The organism is Flagellimonas olearia (genome assembly GCF_009184425.1).
In the GTDB taxonomy this organism is placed as follows: Bacteria; Bacteroidota; Bacteroidia; order Flavobacteriales; family Flavobacteriaceae; genus Flagellimonas; species Flagellimonas olearia.
Genome location: NZ_WELG01000001.1, coordinates 794,695 through 813,257, shown reverse-complemented (window position 1 = coordinate 813,257; position 18,563 = coordinate 794,695). Strand labels below are relative to the sequence as shown.

At 44.2% G+C, this 18,563-nt stretch carries 14 protein-coding genes; 9 read left to right on the top strand and 5 right to left on the bottom strand.

What is annotated here, in order from left to right:
- Positions 1-6 precede the first annotated feature (6 nt).
- From bshB1 to F8C76_RS03345, 4 genes are all read right to left on the bottom strand, one after another.
- The gene (gene bshB1, locus F8C76_RS03360) at positions 7-729 is read right to left on the bottom strand and encodes a bacillithiol biosynthesis deacetylase BshB1 (RefSeq protein ID WP_152130461.1); all 723 of its coding nucleotides are present in this window, start codon (positions 727-729) and stop codon (positions 7-9) included.
- A gap of 8 nt (positions 730-737) precedes the next feature.
- Positions 738-1,904, bottom strand: a complete 1,167-nt coding sequence (locus F8C76_RS03355) for a trans-sulfuration enzyme family protein (protein WP_152130460.1) — start codon at positions 1,902-1,904, stop codon at positions 738-740.
- 38 nt (positions 1,905-1,942) lie between these two features.
- Positions 1,943-3,358 carry an MATE family efflux transporter gene (locus F8C76_RS03350; protein WP_152130459.1) on the bottom strand — a complete coding sequence of 472 codons (1,416 nt, stop codon included), beginning with the start codon at positions 3,356-3,358 and terminating at the stop codon, positions 1,943-1,945.
- A 174-nt stretch (positions 3,359-3,532) separates the two neighbouring features.
- Positions 3,533-6,700, bottom strand: a complete 3,168-nt coding sequence (locus F8C76_RS03345) for a cytochrome c biogenesis protein CcsA (protein WP_152130458.1) — start codon at positions 6,698-6,700, stop codon at positions 3,533-3,535.
- Positions 6,701-6,835: 135 nt separating this feature from the next.
- On the opposite strand from F8C76_RS03345, the gene F8C76_RS03340 reads away from it, so the two are divergent.
- The 6 genes from F8C76_RS03340 to F8C76_RS03315 all read left to right on the top strand — a co-directional run bounded on the left by F8C76_RS03340 (position 6,836) and on the right by F8C76_RS03315 (position 14,120).
- Positions 6,836-7,597, top strand: a complete 762-nt coding sequence (locus F8C76_RS03340) for a Rossmann-like and DUF2520 domain-containing protein (protein WP_152130457.1) — start codon at positions 6,836-6,838, stop codon at positions 7,595-7,597.
- Positions 7,581-8,108: a KdsC family phosphatase gene (locus F8C76_RS03335; RefSeq protein WP_152130456.1), complete on the top strand. Its 528-nt coding sequence runs from the start codon at positions 7,581-7,583 to the stop codon at positions 8,106-8,108. The genes F8C76_RS03340 and F8C76_RS03335 overlap by 17 nt, the downstream gene beginning before the upstream one ends.
- Positions 8,101-8,700 (top strand): Maf family nucleotide pyrophosphatase, encoded by a 600-nt coding sequence (locus F8C76_RS03330; RefSeq protein ID WP_152130455.1) that lies wholly within the window; start codon positions 8,101-8,103, stop codon positions 8,698-8,700. The genes F8C76_RS03335 and F8C76_RS03330 overlap by 8 nt, the downstream gene beginning before the upstream one ends.
- 34 nt (positions 8,701-8,734) lie before the next feature.
- Positions 8,735-9,679, top strand: a complete 945-nt coding sequence (locus F8C76_RS03325; protein ID WP_152130454.1) for a septum formation inhibitor Maf — start codon at positions 8,735-8,737, stop codon at positions 9,677-9,679.
- A 93-nt stretch (positions 9,680-9,772) separates the two neighbouring features.
- Positions 9,773-12,304, top strand: coding sequence for a PIG-L family deacetylase (locus F8C76_RS03320; RefSeq protein WP_152130453.1), 2,532 nt, complete (start codon positions 9,773-9,775; stop codon positions 12,302-12,304).
- A 109-nt stretch (positions 12,305-12,413) separates the two neighbouring features.
- Positions 12,414-14,120 carry a sodium:solute symporter family protein gene (locus tag F8C76_RS03315; protein WP_129654414.1) on the top strand — a complete coding sequence of 569 codons (1,707 nt, stop codon included), beginning with the start codon at positions 12,414-12,416 and terminating at the stop codon, positions 14,118-14,120.
- A 46-nt stretch (positions 14,121-14,166) separates the two neighbouring features.
- On the opposite strand, the gene F8C76_RS03310 is transcribed toward F8C76_RS03315, so the two are convergent.
- Positions 14,167-15,021: a DUF2911 domain-containing protein gene (locus F8C76_RS03310; RefSeq protein WP_152130452.1), complete on the bottom strand. Its 855-nt coding sequence runs from the start codon at positions 15,019-15,021 to the stop codon at positions 14,167-14,169.
- A gap of 191 nt (positions 15,022-15,212) precedes the next feature.
- On the opposite strand from F8C76_RS03310, the gene F8C76_RS03305 reads away from it, so the two are divergent.
- The 3 genes from F8C76_RS03305 (at position 15,213) to F8C76_RS03295 (ending at position 18,561) form a co-directional block, all read left to right on the top strand.
- The gene (locus F8C76_RS03305; RefSeq protein ID WP_152131460.1) at positions 15,213-15,710 is read left to right on the top strand and encodes an SRPBCC family protein; all 498 of its coding nucleotides are present in this window, start codon (positions 15,213-15,215) and stop codon (positions 15,708-15,710) included.
- Positions 15,711-15,719: 9 nt separating this feature from the next.
- Entirely contained in the window at positions 15,720-17,033 is a 1,314-nt protein-coding gene (locus F8C76_RS03300; RefSeq protein WP_152130451.1) for a cryptochrome/photolyase family protein, read from the top strand.
- Positions 17,034-17,133: 100 nt separating this feature from the next.
- Entirely contained in the window at positions 17,134-18,561 is a 1,428-nt protein-coding gene (locus F8C76_RS03295; RefSeq protein ID WP_152130450.1) for an amidohydrolase, read from the top strand.
- The last annotated feature ends 2 nt before the right edge of the window (positions 18,562-18,563 follow it).

Here is an 18,563-nt window from a genome sequence, read left to right as displayed (position 1 = left end):
TCCAAATTAAATAAGGGCATCCAAATTATCCACAGCGGCATAGCGTTCCACTGTGAAACCTTCGGCATGTTCCACGCCTACCAACCTACCCAGATCCCTGGCCCTATAAATAACACTGTCCGTAAAGTTCTTACTGCTGATAGGGGTTTCCGGTTCATCACTGTCTGGGTCGTAGAATTGGGAAGCATAGGCCATGATCGCCTCGACCTTCGTTTCCATGAAACCAGAAACATCCATGACAAAATCAGGTTCCAGATTCTTCCATTGGATGAAATGATATACCAACTTCGGACGCCAAGGTTCCTGCCATTCGTCATCCCCATCCATTTGGGTGTCAATTTTAACCAGTCCACTTAAAAAGCAGGCATCACTGACCAATTTACTTCCTTTGGGATGGTCAATATGGCGATCGTCCACAGCATTGCAAAGCACAATCTCCGGGCGATATTTCCGAATCATTTTGATGATTTCCATTTGGTGCTCCCTGTCGTTCACAAAAAAGCCGTCATCGAATTCCATATTCTCCCGAACAGCTATGCCCAGAATTTTTGCGGCCTTGGCAGCTTCCTTGTCCCTTAGTTCAGCAGAACCTCGGGTTCCAAGTTCGCCTCGGGTCAAATCAACAATCCCCACTTTTTTTCCACGGGAAACTTCTTTGGCTATGGTACCTCCGGCACCCAGCTCGGCATCATCCGGATGGGCCCCAAAAACTAAAATATCTAATTTCATAGGTCTTGTTATGCGGGTATGGTCATGGTTTTGGCCTGTGTAATGGCCTGTTCAATATCTCCAATAAGGTCATCAATATCCTCGATCCCCAAAGAGAACCGAATCAAACAATCCTTGATGCCCTGCTTCTCCCGGTCTTCAGGACTCATCAAGGCATGGGAAGTGGTCACGGGCAAAATCATTGTGCTTTCCACCCCGGCCAAACTCATTACCGGTTTTATCAATTTTAACTGTTTAAAGAATTGGGATATGTCCACATGGGGCAATTCAAAGGAAAGCATTCCCCCAAAGCCGCTCATCTGTGATTGAGCCAATTCATAATCGGGATGACTCTTTAACCCGGGATAATAAACTTTCTCCACCTCTGGGTTACTCTCTAAATAGGTGGCCATTTTTAGGGCATTATCGTTTTGCGCCTTCACCCGGATTCCCATGGTCTTGATGCTTCGCTCCAAGAGCCAAACGGTATAATCGCTTAGATTTCCTCCAAAACATATGGCGGATTGGAATACTTGGTCCATATGTTCTTGTGAAGCCGCGACCACTCCGGCACAAATGTCGGAATGCCCTCCCATATATTTTGTGGCACTGTGCAACACCACATCCACTCCAAAATCAATAGGATTTTGGTTGATGGGACTTGCAAATGTGTTGTCTATCATAGAAATCAATCCTTTGGATTTGGCCAACTGCGCCACCCTCTTGATATCCGTAATGGTAAGCAGAGGATTGGAAGGGGTTTCCAAATACACCACCTTGGTATTGGGTCTGATTTCTTTATCAAAGTCTTCCACCGCCCATCCGTTGGTGAAGGAATAGTCTATACCATACTTGTTGAGTTGGGTCACTGCAAAGTGGTAGGTGCCGCCATACATGGTCTGCTGTAGCACAATATGGTCGCCCGCCCTCAAAAAAGCCATCAAGGCTGTGCTGATGGCGGCCATACCACTACCAAAAATCAAAGCGGCCTCGGCATGTTCCAAGGCCGCCAGTTTTTTGCACAACGCTTCTTGGTTGGGCGTATTGAAATATCTTGGGTATCGCTTTATATCAACATCATCAAAAGGATAGGACGTGGCCATGTACAATGGGGACACAGCTCCCTTGAACACAGTATCTTCCAGTTCCCCGCTATGGGTACAAATGGTATTGATCCCTTTTTTATTGGTATTCATGACCGTATATCTTTAGTAGGTTAAAGATACGAAACCCATCATACTTGAACCTTTTTCCAATTCCCTTTTTTGAACCAGACCATGGCCATGATGGCCAATAGCACCTCGGCCAAGGTAATGGCGATAAAAACACCTTTCGCTCCCCACCCCAGAACCATTGCTGCCACATAGGCCAAGGGCAACTGAAACAGCCAGAACGATATCAAATTGATCTTGGTGGGGGTTTTGGTATCTCCTGCCCCATTAAAGGCCTGACTGACCACCATACCATAGGCATAGAAAACATATCCCAAGGCAATGACCTGTAGACAAAGGGCTCCATTTTCCACTACGCTAGGGGTTGCATTGAACCAAGAAATAATGCTTTTGGCAAAAATGAGATATACCAAAGACACAGCACCCATAAAATAGGCATTGTATTTCCCTGTTTTCCAAACGGATATTTCGGCCCGATCGGGTTGCTTTGCGCCCAAATTCTGTCCTACCAAGGTAGCTGCGGCATTGCTCATGCCCCATGAAGGCATAAGGGTGAACATCATCACCCTGATGGCTATGGTATACCCGGCCAATACCTCACTACCGAACTCAGACATGATCCGCATAAGGAACACCCAACTCGAAGTGCCTATCAAGAATTGGGCAATACCCCCTAGGGAAACCCTGATCAAATTGACCATGACCTTGACATTCAATACCAAATCCCGAAGTACCAATTTGATTTTTCCCCATCCAAAGAAGAGGATTCCCAATTGGAACAAGACCGCCGTACCACGCCCAATATTAGTGGCTATGGCCGCACCCATGACCCCATACTCGGGAATGGGTCCCCAACCAAAGATAAAAATGGGATCCAAAATAATGTTGAGTCCATTGGAAAGCACCAAGGTCCACATGGCCATGGAGGCATTACCGGCACCCCTAAAAATAGCATTGATCAAGAACAAGAGCATAATGGTAATGTTCCCTCCGATCAAAAGTTTGGTGTACCCGTATCCTTCCGCAATTAAATCGGGTTCTCCTCCCATGAGCGCCAAAATTTCCTTGGCATATAGAATTCCGACCACACCCAAAACGAGAGAAACCAAAACACCCAGACCTATGGCCTGTACTGCAGCTATCTTGGCGCCGTCAACGTCTTTCTCCCCTATTCTACGGGCGACTACCGCCGTTGCGGCCATGCTCAGCCCAATGGCCAAGGCATATACCAAGGTGATGACAGATTCGGTCAATCCGATGGTGGCCACGGCGTTTACGCTTACTTTGGAAACGTAGGCAATATCCACCAAAGCAAAAATGGATTCCATCAACATCTCCAAAATCATGGGAATGGAAAGCATAAAAATAGCCTTGCGGATGCTCCCGGTTGTAAATTCGGTTTCCTTACCGGATACCGCAATCCAGAAATACTTAAGATATTTCTTTACTGAAAAATTTCTATGATTAGATTGTGTCATTTTAAAAAGAATTATGTGTGTAAAAAAGAAGTAATGTCAATGGTACCGAAACGTATTTCGGCTACTTTCTTGGCGTAAAGCCAAAGATGACATCTATAGCGTACATAATTCTTATAACTTCATGATGAAGCAAATATGCAATTTTTTTTCAAGTGAAATCCCATTGGGGACAAATTATTTTGCGTAGTGTACCTTGTACCTCCACAAACTGACCCCTCCCAAAATGAATACCCCAAGTACGGTGTACCAAATAAAAGTGGGTGTTATCACTTGATCTCCGCTGGCGTAACTGTGCAATCCCACTAGGTAGAAATTAACCCCAAAATAAGTCATCATGATACTGGCAAAGGCAAGGATACTGGCAAAATTATAGATCCATTTCCCCCGAAGACCGGGCACCAAACGCATATGGAGCACAAAAGCATAGATCATTATGGAAATCAGGGCCCAGGTTTCCTTGGGATCCCATCCCCAATACCGTCCCCAACTCTCATTGGCCCATTGTCCGCCCAAAAAGTTTCCAATGGTAAGCATCACCAAGCCAGCGGTCAAGGCCAACTCATTGATAATGGTCAGCTCCTTGATACTGAGGTCCATTCGTTTTTTGTTCTTCTCCGTGGTCAAAATCATTAGGATAAGGGCCACAACCCCCAAAATCATCCCAACGGTAAGTGGGCCATAGCTTCCCACAATAACGGCCACGTGGATCATAAGCCAATAGCTGTCCAGAACAGGAACCAAATTGGATATAGCTGGATCCACCCAGCTTTGATGTGCAATGAACAGAAGCATACAGGTCACAAAGGCACTTGCCGCAATGGTGAGCTCACTCTTTTTGGCAAAGGCCAAGCCAATTCCCATGGTGGCCCAAGCCACGTAGAGGATACTTTCATAAGCATCACTCCAAGGCGCATGACCCGAAATGTACCAACGCAAGATCAGTCCGGCCGTATGCCATATAAACATGAGGATAATGGTCCCCTTGAGCAGGTATGCCAATGCATCGTAAATTTTCCGCTCCTTAAAGATTTTCAATATCAGTATAAGGAAAAGGAGGCCTCCTACCAATCCATAATACCTGTACAATCGGTTGAAGATATCCAGCTTGTTGTATATGATCTCAATCTTTATCTTTTTATCGGAAGGCAATATTTCCTCCCCATGGTTTTTTTGATTCTGTTTGAAAGCATCCAACAACTTGTCCGGTTGGGAATAATCTCCCGTAGCTATGGCTTCTTGCAAGGAACCCAAGTAATAGGGCATTGCGTTCCGCACAAAGTTGGAATACAGGGAATCCTGCATTTGGTATTGGCCGGAACGGTATTCCACTGCCGAAACCCATTTATTGTTCTCGTCTCCCAATAAAGGAAAAATCTTGACTATCCGACCACTCAACGCTATGTCCAACAAGCTGAGTCTCTCCCCTACCTTCTTAAAGTCCTTTTCAAAATTTGAAGGGTTGTTGGTCGATGTCGCCTTTTCCAAATAAGGTTGTAGCTTGTACCTACCTTTTTCATCAAAGAAATCCGTGGCCTTGACATATTCCGTGTTCTTTGGCACACCCACAATTTCCCGAATACTATCATTTTCCCGTTTTGCAAGATCAATGAACTCTGTACTGTACCATACTCCGGGGTTCATCATCATGGAAAGAAAAACCTGATTGGCCGATAAATCCTTATAGGTGTCTTTACCACTCAATTTGCGTAAGAGCTCGGAGGCAAACGTATGGACTGGTTTCATTCTACCCCCTTCATCCTGAATGACCAAGGCGCCAAATTTTTCGGCATGTTCCTTGGCAACCACTGCGGAATGAATGATGGAATCTACCTGTTGCTGTGTAGGCATACCAGCATGTTCATGGCTCATGTCGTTCTCTTGGGCATTTGCCAAGGTAGCAGTGAAAAGCAGCACAACAGCCGTAAGTGCGGCTTTCTGGGCCTTGACCTTTTCAATGGCCTGTTGCAAATCCCTAAAGCGGGTTTTTCCAAAGAACATGATACCCATCAACCCAATATAGAGTAAAAAGTAGCCTATGTAGGTAATCCAAGTACCCCACATATCGTGGTTAACGGACAGAACGGTACCTCTCTCATCAGGATGGAAACTGGATTGGAAAAAGCGATAGCCTCTATGGTCCAAGATATGGTTCATATAAATATCATAGTCGAACGGACGTTCATCCTCTACCGTTACCTTACTCATGAACGAGGCATACCCTGTTTCCGTTCCGGGGTACTTTTCCGCGATAAAATCATTGAGTTTGATCGAAAAAGGAAGCTCATATACCTTGGAACCGTAACTCAATGAAAAATCCAAACCGCCTACGGTAATCTTATCCGAAAAATCGGCATAACCTCTCGCACCCAACAACTCCACCTGTTTGGTTTCCCCATTGGCCGTGATGGAAACGATCAACGCGTCCTTGGAACTTTCATCTACCTGTTCCTTGGGCAACTTGACCACTCCGTAGCTTCCTTTTACTATGGGGTCGGGAATTACAAACTGCATTCCCGCCAATGAATAGAGGGAACGCAACTGTAAGGCTTGCAGGCTATCGTTCGCCACATTGCCTTGGAACTGGTCCGCCATCCGCATAAAGTTTCCTTCAAACGGGGTTTTTATTTGATAATCGTTACCATCATAAAAAATATTGATAGCTCCTTCGGTCTCCTTGTTCAGGGCAAACAAAACGTTATGTATGCTGGCAATCTGGCCATTTTCCAGATAATGCTCATGGCGTTGTCCATCCCCTGCCTCGACAATCTTTAAATATTCCTTTCCGTTTTCATCGGGAACCAATCCTTCGTCCGCACCTGCAATAAAGTCAACATATTCAATAGAAAAAGGTTGTCCATTGAAATCGGATTTCCAGGGAAGGCTGGAACGACTCCCCTCAGGCGTTACAATAAGGTTATCTTCCAATACTTTGCGCCGGGTCTCCCCATTAAAATCGCCATCCACAAAAGCCGTTAAATAGGTCTTGTCCGAAAACATTTTATTCTCCGTGGCCCCTTCCCGAATAGGCATTACCCCTTCATAACTGATGTATCGGGTAACAAATGCACCCAAGATGATCAATATCCAAGAAAGGTGCAGGACAAGCACAGCCCATTTCTTCCACTGCAACAACTGGTACCGGAAAATATTCCCGATAAAATTGATCACAAAAAAGACCATGATCGCTTCAAACCAAGTGGCGTTGTAGATATAGATACGTGCGGTTTCCGTGCTGTACCGACTCTCCACAAATGTACCGATGGCCATTGCCGTGGCAAAAACCAAAAAAAGAACGGCCATAAGTCTAGTGGAAAAGAGGGTTTTCTTGAGAATGTTGATCATGTAAATGCGGTGTACTTTTCAACATGCAAAAATACGGCCTTTTTATAACTTGGTGGTTCGTGCCATCAACAAAAAATCAAACAATTTTGTTAATTCTTTAAACATCCCATCGATTCAAAATTTGTAGTTTTGGGCATGCTCAGCGTTGTGATATTAGGGACCGGAAATCTTGCCAAACATCTGTTCACTGCCATTACCGAAACTGATGGTGCCCAAGTGGTTCAGGTGGTAGGCAGAAACCGTGATCACCTGGAATGGTTTTCCGAAAAGACCGCTATTTCCAATGATTTTTCTTCCGTTGTTGAAGCCGATGTCTATCTCATAGCCGTCAAGGACGATGCCATAACGGAGGTCTCCCAAGCCCTATCCCATAAAGAAGGCGTGGTAGCCCATACCTCGGGAGCGGTTTCCCTAACTGCCATTGCGGCAGAACGAAAAGGGGTATTTTATCCCTTACAGACCTTTACGGAAGGGAAAACATTGGATTTTAAATCGATTCCCTTGTGCATTGAAGGTAGCAGCCCTGAAGATATATTGGTCCTTCAAAAATTGGCCAACTGCCTATCGGATAATGTCCAACAAATAGATTCCGACCAACGGAAAAAATTGCATCTTGCGGCCGTTTTCGTCAACAATTTCACCAATCACCTATTTAGGGTGGGCGAAGAAATTTGCTTGGAGAACCAGTTATCCTTCGACCTATTGAAACCCTTGATCAAGGAAACCGCGGAAAAAGTACAGTCCATATCTCCAAGAGCAGCCCAAACCGGACCGGCTCGGAGAGGGGATCAAAAGAGCATGCAAGAACATTTGAAACTTCTAAAAAATAAAAACCAAATAGCACTTTACACCTTGTGCAGCGAGGCTATAGAAAACGCTTATGAAAAAGAATTATAAGGAACTGTTGAGCGACATCACCACTTTTGTGTTTGATGTTGATGGTGTATTTACCGATGGCTCCGTATTGGTGACATCAAAAGGGGAACTGCTTCGCAGAATGAGCGTAAAGGATGGTTATGCACTCAAGACCGCCATTCAAAAAGGGTATAACGTATGTATCATCACCGGGGGTACCAATGAAGGGGTCAAGGAGCGCTTACAAGGTCTTGGGGTGACGGATTTTTATATGGGAGCGCACCACAAGCAAGACCCCTTGGAAGAATACCTGGACATTTACAACATAGACCCAAAAAATGTACTATATATGGGTGATGATATGCCGGATATTCCCCCCATGAAGATAGTAGCGGTAGCCACATCCCCACAAAATGCGGTACAGGAGGTCAAGGCCATTTCCGACTATGTTTCCCATAAAAATGGTGGTGATGGTTGCGTACGGGACATTATTGAACAAGTTCTAAAAGTCCGTGGGGATTGGAACGACAACTTTAGTGCAGAAAATGACTGACAACCCACTCAACAAAAAACTCAAGGCATACACGCTGATTTTAGGCTCAGGGTCTCCTAGACGAAAAATGTTCTTGGAGGAAATGGGATTGGATTTTGTGGTACGACCTAAATCTGTGGATGAAGTCTATCCTGAGCATTTGCAAGGACATGAAATTTCGGATTATCTCGCCGAGCTCAAGGCCGCTCCTTTTAAAACCGAGTTACAAGAAAATGAGATTGTATTGACTTCCGATACCGTGGTATGGCATAACGGGGCTTCCCTGGCCAAAGCCTCCACCAAGGAAGAGGCCTTCTCCATGCTTCGGACCCTTTCGGGAGATTGGCATCAGGTCATTACATCCGTGTGCTTTACCACTAAAACCAATCAAAAGACCGTAAACGAGACCACTGAGGTGAAATTCATGGATTTTACTGATGAGGAAATCAATTTTTATATTGAAAATTGTCATCCTTTTGATAAAGCTGGGGCCTATGGTATCCAAGAATGGATCGGTATGGTGGGAATTTCTGAAATACGGGGCTCCTATACCAATGTTGTAGGGCTTCCCACCCATTTGGTTTACAAAACGTTAATGGACATGGTTTCTTAAGTAGGGATGCTTAACTTTACTGAAAACCAGTGTCATGACGCCCATACGCGCTACTTTTATCCTCTTATCCTTCCTTGTTGTATCAATTTCCTGTAAACAAAAATCCAGTTCCACGGATGAAGCTATACTTGTCTCCAAGGAGGAGGTGATATTGGAAACGGTAGCTCCCAAGAAACCTCTTTCCAACGCGTTTAAGGACTACTGGTATGCAGGCAAGGCCGAGATTACTTCCTATGCCTTGGAGCAAGCACGTTATGGGGAACTTCGGGATGGGAATGCAGTCCTTATTTATGTTACCGAGCCATTCCTTCCTGAAAAACAAGTCAAGGCAGACCATAGCAATCCTGGCAACGTATCGGTCTTAAAACTCAATGCCACCAAAAACTTTTTAACGGGAATATACCCCTACTCCATATTAAGTAGCACTTTTTATCCGGTCCATGACAACCAACATGCCCTAAAGACCAGTTTATCTGTTCAAGAGTGGTGTGGGCATGTCTACGCACAGATCAACAACAGAAACACTTTTGAATACACCTCCCATTCGTATTTTGAAAAGGAGGCAGACCAAGAACTGAGTCTGGACAAAGCCATGTTGGAAAATGAGGTTTGGACCAAATTGAGAATCAACCCTTTTGACCTTCCCATTGGTGACATCAAGGTTATTCCGTCTTTGGAATACCTTCGTTTAAGGCATACCACAATCGATGCCTATGATGCAGTGGGTTCACTTTCATCCAATGAAGGAATGGCCTCCTATACATTGACTTACCCTAGCTTGGACAGAACTTTACAAATTGATTTTTCTCCCGAGTTCCCGTATACCATACAGGGATGGACGGAAAGTTTCAAAAGCGGATTCGGGCCCAATGCCAAAGTCCTGACCACCAAGGCCACTAAAATGAAATCCATCAACACGGCATATTGGGGTCAGAACAGTAATGAAGATTTGGCACTCCGCGACAGTTTGGGGCTATAGTTAACAACTGGGGATGGGCTTGTTAAAGATGTTCTAAAGTGCCGACCCCTGCTGCTAAACTTTCTATATTTGGGAAACCACAAAAACCAAACTATGCGTAATTTATTGGTTTGCACCTTGGCAATCATTGGGGTACTATCCAATGGTTTTGCACAAAAACCGGACAAACCTACTTCAGCAGAAATCTACCACGACCTGCAAAAATTGAATTTTTTGGGTACTGCGCTTTATATTGCTGCCCATCCAGATGATGAGAACACCCGGCTCATTTCATACCTATCCAACCACGATAAAGCTAGAACAGTATACCTCTCCTTGACCCGTGGCGATGGTGGACAAAATTTAATCGGCTCCGAACTTAGGGAGCTGTTGGGCGTATTGAGAACCCAGGAACTTTTGGCTGCCCGAGGCATAGATGGTGGTGAACAACGGTTTTCCCGTGCAAACGATTTTGGTTTTTCAAAACATCCCAAGGAAACCCTCAAAATTTGGGAGAAGGATAAAGTGTTGGGTGATGTGGTCTGGACCATTCGTAATTTAAAGCCCGATGTGATCATTAATCGATTTGACCACCGAACCCCGGGATCTACACACGGACACCACACCTCTTCGGCCATGTTGAGTATGGAAGCCTTTGATTTGGCCAATGATCCAAACTCCTACCAAGAGCAATTAAGCCTTACCTCTACCTGGCAACCCAGAAGGGTATTCTTCAACACCTCATGGTGGTTTTATGGCAGTCCTGAAAATTTTGAAAAAGCCGATAAGTCCAAAATGTTGAAATTGGATGTTGGGGTCTATTATCCCGAACTGGGACTCTCCAACAATGAAATAGCCGCCATGGCCAGTAGCCAACACCTATGTCAAGGTTTTGGTAGACTCACGGATAGAGGTTCCACCGATGAATATGTGGAATTGCTGAAAGGTGACCTACCTTCCGGCACCAGTCTTTTTGATGGCATTGATACCAGTTGGTCACGCATTAAAGGGGGTGCGGCCATAGGGAGTATTTTATACCCTATTGAGAAAAATTTTGACTTCACCAATCCTTCCAAGCATATTCCAGACTTGTTAAAAGCCTACCAACTTCTGCAAAAAGTAGAGGATGAACATTGGAAATCCATCAAATCCAAAGAACTCAAGGATCTGATACTTGCCTGCGCAGGTCTGTATTTGGAAGCTAATTCTGAAGAGGCATCCACCACACCGGGAAGTTTGGCAAAAATAAATCTTGAAGCAGTCAACCGTAGCGCACAGCATATCGTGCTCAAGGAGATAAAACTTATTGGCGCCACTGCTGCGATACAACCCAACGAAGCACTTGAAGATAACCAAAAGGAAAACTTTTCCCTGGAATTTACCGTCCCCAATACAGCCCAGTACTCCAGTCCGTATTGGTTAAATGAGCCCGGTACTTTGGGGATGTACACGGTAACCGATCAGAATCTCATTGGAAAACCGGAAACGCCCAGTGCTTTTAAAGCCCAGTTTGTGTTGGATTTCAATGGAATCACCATCAATTTTGAAAAGGACGTGGTCCACCATTTTTCAAAACCGGACAAAGGCGAATTGTATGAACCTTTCGTGGTTTTGCCAAAGGCCACTTCCAAAATCGATGAAAAAGTGTTGATTTTTTCCGATGCATCTTCCAAAGCAATCCAAGTAAAAGTAAAAGCGGGAGCCGAAAGCGTTAATGGACAGGTGAGCTTGAACCATCCTTCAGGGTGGGTGGTCTCCCCTGCCAGCATACCTTTTTCCATTGCGCAGAAAGGACAGGAACAAACCGTGACCTTTACCGTTACCCCGCCTTCCATGGAAAGCGAAGGGAAAATTTCTCCAATAGTTACCATAGGAAACCAAACGTATGGCAAGGAACTTGTGGAGATTACTTACGGACATATTCCAAAGCAATCCATTCTATTGCCTTCGGAAGCAAAAGTGGTTCGCATGAACATTCAAAAATCAGGAGAGCATATTGCATATATTATGGGGGCTGGTGATAAAGTTCCTGAAAGCTTGGAGCAAATTGGCTACCAAGTGCATCCTATTGACCCCAGTGACATCCAAATAGGGTCATTGGACAAGTACGATGCTGTTGTTGTGGGTATTCGCGCCTACAACGTCGTGGATGACCTTAAATTTAAACAGCCCATTTTATTCGACTATGTAAAAAATGGTGGAAACATGATCGTGCAGTACAATACCGCTGGACGCTGGGCCGAGCAATTTGAGAACATCGCTCCTTATGACCTCACCCTGTCCAGAGATCGTGTAACCGATGAGACTGCCAAAGTGGACATTATTGCCCCAAATAATTCCTTGGTAAACTTCCCCAACACCATTAAAGAAAGTGACTTTGACGGATGGGTCCAGGAAAGAGGGTTATATTTCCCCACGGAATGGAGTTCGGAGTTCACTCCGGTACTTTCCATGCACGATGAGGATGAATCCCCTAAAAATGGAAGTCTTTTGGTGGCACCTTATGGAGAAGGTCATTATATTTACACGGGGCTCAGTTTTTTTAGGGAACTTCCGGCAGGGGTTTCCGGAGCCTATAAACTTTTTGCCAATATGCTTTCCGTGGGAAAGGATGAAGTAAAAAAAGAAAGTCATGTCAAAGGATAACATGAATACCAAATTCGAGTGGAAGAAAGAATACACCATTGTCATTCTTTTGAACATGATCTATATCCTTATTTTTTATTTCATCATGATACTAAATAATTAAACCTTAATGGCCTTATTAGATTGGATCATTCTTGGTAGTACATTGCTCTTTATTGTTGGGTACGGCGTATGGAAGACCCGTGGGAGTAAAAATGTTGACGATTATGTTTTAAGTGGCAATGATGCCAAATGGTGGACCATTGGGCTTTCCGTAATGGCCACGCAGGCCAGTGCCATCACCTTCCTATCCACACCGGGCCAGGCATTCCATGATGGAATGGGCTTTGTCCAATTTTACTTTGGACTTCCATTGGCCATGATCGTTATCTGCCTGGTGTTCATTCCCATTTACAAAAAACTGAAGGTCTTTACAGCCTATGAAATGCTCGAGGGAAGGTTTGACCTAAAAACCCGGACACTCACCGCATTTCTGTTTTTGGTACAGCGTGGTCTTGCCGCGGGAATCACCATCTTTGCCCCTTCCATCATCCTTTCGGCCGTGTTGGGTTGGGATTTACGGACCCTGAACATCATCATTGGCATTCTGGTCATTATTTACACTGTATCCGGGGGTACAAAAGCGGTAAGCGTTACCCAAAAGCAGCAGATGTTCATCATCATGATGGGGATGTTCTTTGCTTTTTTCTTCATCTTAGGATCCTTCCCTACGGATGTTTCCTTTGGAAAGGCATTGAAGATTGCAGGGGCCAACAACAAATTGGACATACTGGATTTTACATTGGACACCAACAACCGCTATACCTTTTGGAGTGGTATCACAGGTGGTTTCTTTTTGGCCCTGGCCTATTTTGGTACCGACCAAAGCCAAGTACAACGTTACCTATCAGGAAAATCGGTTCGAGAAAGCCAATTGGGATTGATTTTTAATGGAATCCTCAAAATCCCAATGCAGTTTTTTATTCTATTGGTGGGAGCCATGGTCTTTGTTTTCTATCAGTACAATCCCTCTCCCTTGAATTTCAACCCAGCGGCCACTGAAGCGGTAATGCAATCCGAATATTTGGATGATTACAAGGCCTTGGAGGAAGACCATCTGGAGTTGGAAATGGAGAAAAGGATTGCCCAAAATGCCTTTTCAGCAGCGCTGGAACTCAAGGAATACAATGCCATTCAACAAGCCAAACAGAATATCATCAAAATCAATGAAAAGGAACGGGCCAGTAGGGACACCGCCAAAGAACTGATTTCCAAAGCTAGCACCACGGTGGAAACCAATGACAAGGATTATGTCTTCATACATTTTATATTGAACAACCTTCCTACGGGGCTCATTGGGTTACTTTTGGCCGTTATCTTGTCCGCGGCCATGTCGTCCACGGCTTCGGAGCTCAATGCATTGGGGACCATCACTGCATTGGACCTTTACAAAAGGAACAATAAGAAACCCAAGGATGACAAACATTACCTTTTTGCCACAAAAGGTTTTACACTTCTTTGGGGAATTATTGCCATCGCCATTGCCTGTGTGGCCAGTTTGTTTGATAATCTTATACAACTGGTTAATATCATAGGTTCCATATTCTATGGTAACGTATTGGGTATTTTCCTCTTGGCATTTTTCTTCAAGTTTGTGAAAGGCAATGCTGTTTTTGTGGCAGCCATAGTCACCCAAATCATTGTGATCATAGGTTGGTACATGGATTGGATGTCTTACCTATGGCTCAATGCCTTCGGATGTGTGCTGGTCATTATATTGGCCTTTATCACCCAAGCCTTTGACAACTTCTTGGGGAATTCTCCCATAGAAACATAAAAAAAGCCCACATAAAGTGGGCTTCCAAAAATCTTTAAAAAAATGCTTACTCGGTTTCCCATTCTTTTAGGGACTCCTTGTTCATTTTTACATAATCTTGGTTACCCTCGGCTTGTGCAGCCACCAAAGATTTCTTGGCGGCTTCAATGGCTCCTTTTTTGTCGCCCAACTTGGCATAGATCAAGGATTGAACGCGCGTCATCCAATAGGCGCTACCATCACCCATGGAAACCGCTTTGTCTATCCACTCCTTGGCTTTGCCCATGTTCATCCCCTCACTGAAATAGTAATAGGCAGCATCAAAATAATCGCCTGCCTTTAAATTGGAAGGTGATGCCATAGCAGCTTCAATGCTCTCTGTGGTCTTGGCCACGGTGGGCACAACAAACTTCACTCCAACATATACTTTTTCCCACATAATACCCAAAGAACCTCCATTGTTATGAAGGTCATCAATGGTCATGGTAAAGGTTTCAATAGGAACGGGCATTGGATAAACTTCCACTTTGACCGTTGCAGCCACTTTGGAAGCATCCCACTCTTTAGGCGTTCCCCAGTTCTCTGAATCCGAATAAAAAATGACTTCCCAAACGGCTTCACTTGGTCTTGTAAAAATAGCGTAGGTGCCGGCTTTTAACTCTTTCCCCTCAACTACTACATCATCGCTAAAGGTAACTGTGGTGTTCTTATTGGCTCCTGTTCTCCAAAGAGCGTCATACGGAACCAAGTCTCCAAAGATAGTCCTACCACGCATGGAGGGACGGGAATATTCCACAACGACATTGGAAAGTCCTACCACTTGCTCCAATTTTGAAGATGGACTGGGTTGTGGGGTCTGTATCTGGGCCTGCAAGGAAACCGAAAGCAATGCCGTAAATACTACTAGTGCAAATTTTTTCATAGGAATAGTGTTTTAATTGTTAGCTGAACAAAACTAAATATAAAGACATGTCCCATTTGTTAAGAAATTCCTAAACAAGTAGCTTCTCAAAAACTTCAAGCTACTACTGAGACATTTCACAAATAAAATATTTTGTTTAATTTATTTACAGTAAAGTTAAACATTTTGTATTTTTGTATCACATTAAACTCGTGAAGGTGTATCAACTAAGAGCTGTACAAATAGTCCCTGTGACCAAATCCAAGGCTTGGGAATTTTTATCAAACCCAAAAAACCTGAAAGTGATTACCCCAAGTAGTATGGGTTTCCATATTCTAAGTGGGGCGGATAGACCCATGTATCCCGGTCAAATTATCCAATATAAAGTGAAGCCCTTTCCCTTTTCCAGTGTACGATGGGTCACGGAAATCACCCATGTAGTGGAAAATGACTATTTTGTTGATGAACAACGCTTTGGTCCTTATGTATTCTGGCACCACAAGCATTTTTTAAGGGAAACCTTAAACGGGACGGTTATGGAAGACGTTGTGGATTACAAGCTTCCCTTTGGTGTTATGGGCAGATTGGCCCATTCCTTTTGGATAAAAAAACAACTACAACATATTTTTAAATATCGGGAAGAAAAACTGATCCAACTTTTTGGACAGGTCCAAGAAACCAAGAATGCACTGGAGCTCAAGCGTATTTAATGTAACGGGATGAAGAAAACCATTTCCATATTTTGGTTCAGAAGGGATTTAAGGTTGGATGACAATGTTGGACTGTATCATGCCCTAAAAAGTGGGCACCCCATACTCCCCATATTCATTTTTGACACGGAAATACTTGACAAACTTCCTAAGAATGATGCACGGGTAACTTTCATTCACGATCAACTTCAAAAAATCCGGGAGACCCTACAAACCCAATTCAAAGGAAGTCTGGCTCTTTTTTATGGCAACCCTATTTCAATTTTTCAGAATCTAATTTCCGATTATGATATCGATTCCGTCTATACCAATCACGACTATGAACCTTATGCCCAAAAGCGGGATGCTGAAGTAAAAGCACTCCTGAACAAGCATGGGATTGGATTCAACACCTATAAGGATCAGGTGATATTCGAAAAAAATGAGGTGGTAAAGGACGATGGCAACCCTTATGTGGTGTACACACCTTACATGAAACGCTGGAAGGAAAATTTCAATCCATCCAAAAATATCAACGAGTATGACTCGTATAGTTTGCTTGGAGAAAAATTATTACAAGATGATAATTTACCCAATCTAAGTCTTAAAGACATCGGGTTTACTAAATCAACCATCCCAGTTCTTGATTACACCGCAACACCAAATTTCATAGAGAACTACGAAGAAACCAGAAACTTTCCTGCCCTTTCCAATGGAACATCAAAACTAGGACCCCATTTACGATTTGGCACTGTCTCTATCCGTAAAATGGTTCAAAAAGCCATATCCGAGAAAAACGAAGTGTTTTGGAACGAACTGATTTGGCGGGAATTCTTTATGCAGATCTTATGGCATTTTCCCCATACCGTCAACCAAGCTTTTAAACCCAAGTATGACCGTGTGGAATGGCGAAACAATGAAGCCGAGTTTGAACTGTGGAAAACAGGAAACACAGGGTATGCCTTTGTGGATGCCGGTATACGGGAGCTCAATACCACGGGCTACATGCACAACAGGGTACGGATGATCGTGGCCAGCTTTTTGTGCAAGCACCTTCTCATCGATTGGCGTTGGGGAGAAGCCTATTTTGCCGAAAAGTTGTTGGACTACGAACTCGCCAGCAATGTGGGGAATTGGCAATGGGCCGCTGGTAGTGGAGTGGATGCAGCACCCTATTTTAGGATTTTCAATCCCATGACCCAGATTGAAAAGTTCGACAAGCAAAGGCAATATATTGATCATTGGGTTCCCGAATTGCAGGAACTTAGCTATCCACAAAAAATAGTGGACCATAAAATGGCCCGCGAACGCTGCTTAAAAGTATACAAAGAGGCGGTAGGTTGATGCATTTTCAGTATTTTTAGAATTCGTTCAATCTCTTGTCATTTTATATTATTGGTCTTGAGGTTGTTCACCATGTTTAACCGACTCAAACATTTTGAAAATGAAAAAAATTTCAACCTTACTCTTTTTAGGTTTGATTTCATTGAACCTATCTGCACAAAAACTTACTTCGAACAAAAAGGCCTTGATTGCTTCCGTAGAGCAGCACAAGGATAACCTAATCAAGATCAGTGATTCCATTTGGGCCTTGGCCGAAACAGCCTTTGAAGAATCAAAATCCGCCGAAATATTGGCCAAGTACGCCGAAGAGAATGGGATGAACGTCACCCGTGGTGTGGCCAATATCCCTACGGCATTCACGGCCACCTATGGTTCAGGAAAACCGGTAATCAGCATTTTGGGAGAGTTTGATGCCCTCCCTGGATTATCACAAAATACGGTCCCTACCAAAGACCCACGTATCGAAGGGGCGCCAGGACATGGATGTGGACACAACATGTTCGGAGCGGCCAGCTTGGGTGCAGCGATTGCTATCAAAGAACAGATTGAAGCTGGAAAAATAAAAGGTACCGTCAAGTTTTTGGGCACCCCCGCCGAGGAAAAATATTTTGCCAAGGTGTGGATGGTGGAAGCCGGACTTTGGGACGACGTGGATGTGAACGTAAGCTGGCATCCCGGGGCCAATATCGAGGCCGATGTACAAAGTGGCCTTTCGTTGATCGACTTTATTGTGGAGTTCTACGGACAGGCAGCCCATGCCTCAGCCGACCCATGGAATGGACGTAGTGCTTCGGATGCTTTGGAACTGTACACCACGGGAATCAACTATTATAGGGAGCATATACGACCTACCTCAAGAATCCATTATCATATACAAGATGGGGGCCAAGTAGTCAATGTGGTTCCCGATTATTCCCGGATTTGGGTACGGGTTCGTGATCCCAAACGAAAAGTAATGCTCCCTACCTACGAACAAGTGAAAAAAATGGCCGAAGGTGCAGCGATCATGGCCAATGTGGATTACAAAATCTCTTTGGTTTCCGGAATTTATGAAACCTTGGTGAACCGTTCCGGAGGTGAAATCATGCAAAAGAATCTGGAGCTTTTAGGTCCCATTACCTATACGGATGAAGAGATTGCCTATGGCAAATCCATTCAAGAGGCTACTGGAAAACCGCAAGTAGGTATGGACAGTAACATCAATCCATTGCGGGAAACCGAAGAACTTCCCGGTGGTGGGTCTACCGATGTGGGTGATGTGAGTTGGAACGTACCCAACATCAACCTAAGTGTCACCGTTGCCCCAAAAGATACCCCGTGGCACTCCTGGGCCGTAGTGGCCTGTGGTGGAATGAGCATTGGCCACAAAGGAATGGTCTATGCTGCCAAAGCTATGGGAATGACCATGTTGGACCTTTTTGAAAATCCAAAATTGGTGGATAAGGTAAAAGAAGAGTACAAGACCCGTAAAGGAGATGAAAAATATGAGGCCATGATCGATGGCCCACCCCCTATCCAAGGACAATAGAA

Excerpts from the sequence above, each read along its gene's own strand:
- bshB1 (WP_152130461.1), bottom strand. The coding sequence starts at position 729 with ATGAAATTAGATATTTTAGTTTTTGGGGCCCATCCGGATGATGCCGAG.
- F8C76_RS03355 (WP_152130460.1), bottom strand. The coding sequence starts at position 1,904 with ATGAATACCAATAAAAAAGGGATCAATACCATTTGTACCCATAGCGGG.
- F8C76_RS03350 (WP_152130459.1), bottom strand. The coding sequence starts at position 3,358 with ATGACACAATCTAATCATAGAAATTTTTCAGTAAAGAAATATCTTAAG.
- F8C76_RS03345 (WP_152130458.1), bottom strand. The coding sequence starts at position 6,700 with ATGATCAACATTCTCAAGAAAACCCTCTTTTCCACTAGACTTATGGCC.
- F8C76_RS03340 (WP_152130457.1), top strand. The coding sequence starts at position 6,836 with ATGCTCAGCGTTGTGATATTAGGGACCGGAAATCTTGCCAAACATCTG.
- F8C76_RS03335 (WP_152130456.1), top strand. The coding sequence starts at position 7,581 with ATGAAAAAGAATTATAAGGAACTGTTGAGCGACATCACCACTTTTGTG.
- F8C76_RS03330 (WP_152130455.1), top strand. The coding sequence starts at position 8,101 with ATGACTGACAACCCACTCAACAAAAAACTCAAGGCATACACGCTGATT.
- F8C76_RS03325 (WP_152130454.1), top strand. The coding sequence starts at position 8,735 with ATGACGCCCATACGCGCTACTTTTATCCTCTTATCCTTCCTTGTTGTA.
- F8C76_RS03320 (WP_152130453.1), top strand. The coding sequence starts at position 9,773 with ATGCGTAATTTATTGGTTTGCACCTTGGCAATCATTGGGGTACTATCC.
- F8C76_RS03315 (WP_129654414.1), top strand. The coding sequence starts at position 12,414 with ATGGCCTTATTAGATTGGATCATTCTTGGTAGTACATTGCTCTTTATT.
- F8C76_RS03310 (WP_152130452.1), bottom strand. The coding sequence starts at position 15,021 with ATGAAAAAATTTGCACTAGTAGTATTTACGGCATTGCTTTCGGTTTCC.
- F8C76_RS03300 (WP_152130451.1), top strand. The coding sequence starts at position 15,720 with ATGAAGAAAACCATTTCCATATTTTGGTTCAGAAGGGATTTAAGGTTG.
- F8C76_RS03295 (WP_152130450.1), top strand. The coding sequence starts at position 17,134 with ATGAAAAAAATTTCAACCTTACTCTTTTTAGGTTTGATTTCATTGAAC.